This is a genomic window from Streptomyces sp. S6 (assembly GCF_054880855.1).
Window position 1 is genome coordinate 1 of the sequence record NZ_JBTYMC010000592.1, and the last position, 1,821, is coordinate 1,821.

Annotated in this window: 1 protein-coding gene and 1 pseudogene; both read left to right on the forward strand. The window is 73.9% G+C overall.

Going from position 1 to position 1,821, the window contains the following annotated elements:
- Positions 1-810, forward strand: a pseudogene (locus ACVNF4_RS35590) (serine/threonine-protein kinase); the annotation flags it as partial.
- Between the two features lie 178 nt (positions 811-988).
- On the forward strand, positions 989-1,821 hold an 833-nt coding region (locus ACVNF4_RS35595), incomplete at its 3' end, for a protein kinase (RefSeq protein WP_461806972.1).

Below are 1,821 nucleotides of genomic sequence, written 5' to 3' on the forward strand. Positions count from 1 at the left end.
CCCGTCCCGGCGACCGCTCCCACGGCCGGACGCAGTTCCGGCTGGCCCGTCATGGAGCCGCCGGACCTGCCCGCGCGGCCGGTGCAGCGGGCGCCGCTCACCGACGTCGTCCCGAAGCGGACGCTGGTGATCATCGCGGTGGTCGTGGTTCTCGCGGTGATCGGCACGGTCCTCGCGGTCACCCTCAACGGCGACGGCTCCGACAGTTCGCGGGGCGAGGACGGCGGGAGGCCCGTCGCGAGCCAGGGCACGAGCGCCGGCACCAAGGAGGACGAGTCGGGCGGGGCCCGCACCGACGGGGCCGTCGGACAGTCCGCCGAGCCCGGCGGGACCTCGCCGAGCGGGGGCGCCGGGACGCAGGTGTCGCCCGCGACGGGCGGCGCGGTGTCGACGTACAAGGGCGGTCAGGGGTACTCGATCGGGCTGCCCGCCGGATGGGCGTTCAAGACCGCGAGTTCGGCGGGCGACCGGTTCACCGGGCCCGGCGGGCAGAAGCTGCTCGTCGCCTGGACCGACACGCCGCAGGACGACCCGGTGGCGGACTGGAAGCGCCAGGAGCGCTCGATGCGGCGCGCGCAGTACGAGAAGGTGCGAATAGAGGCGGTGAGCTACCGAGGCTGGAACACGGCCGACTGGGAGTTCACCTACACGGAGAGTGGTACCTCGTACCGGACGATCGACCGGGGCTTCGTCGTCGGCGGCACCCAGGGGTATGCGCTCATGTACACGGCGAAGGCCGACGACTGGGCCGGTGAGCTGCGGAAGTCCACATGGACGGCGCTGACGGAGAGTTTCCGGCCCAAAAAGTGAGACGGACGCTTCCGCACGGGGCGGGCGGGGGATGGTCCGGGATATGTGGCAACTCCTCTCTGAGAGTTGCCTCCGGCACGTATCGTGAGTGCTCGCGGACCGTACGCATCCGGGTAGAGGTGCACAACGGACCGCGACGCGAACGGAATTGACAGACCGGACGGCCGGGGGAGGCACGATGGACGACTACGCGGGTCGGGTGCTCGCCGACCGTTACCGGCTGCCCCTGCCGTTCTCCGAGACGAACGACCTCCACGAGACGCGGGCGTTCGACACCTACAGCGGCCAGGAGGTCCTCGTCCGGCAGGTGCCGCTGCCCGAGGTCGTCGAGGCGGAGGTGCTCGACGCGGAGGGGCTGCCCGCCGGGTTCACCGCGCGGGAGAGCACGGCGGCCAGCACACGCAGGCCCGCCGACCCCGTCGTCCGGCGGGCCCTGGAAGCCGCGCAGGCCGCCGCGCGGATCCCCGACCACCCCCGGCTCGACCAGGTCTTCGACGTGTTCGCCGAGGGCGGCTCGCTGTGGATAGTGAGCGAACTGGTGGGCGCGCGGACACTGGGCGACCTGCTCGCGGAGAAGCCGCTGACGCCGTACCGGGCGGCCGAGGTCGCCTCCGACGTGCTGACGGCGCTGCGGGTGCTGCACGCGCACGGCTGGGTGCACCGGAACATCACCGCGCGGACCGTGCTGGTCTGCGACGACGGGCGGATCGTCCTCACCGGGCTCGCGGTCGGCGCGGCCGAGGAGGCGCTGTGCGGGAACGACCCGGTGCCCGCCGAGGACGGCCCGCTGCCCAGGACCACCGTCGGCGCGCTCCCCGGGGCCGACGGGGCGGCCGTCGATCCCGAGGCCGCGCGCAGGGCCGCCATAGAGGCGCGGGCCGCCGGACGGTTGCCGGGGGGCGAGACGGGGAACGGCACGCCGTTCACAGGAGCTCCCTTCACCGGGGCGCCCTTCGCGGGGGCACCCCGCGCGGGCATGCCCCCCGCGTCCCCCGGCGGCACGTTCGCCGC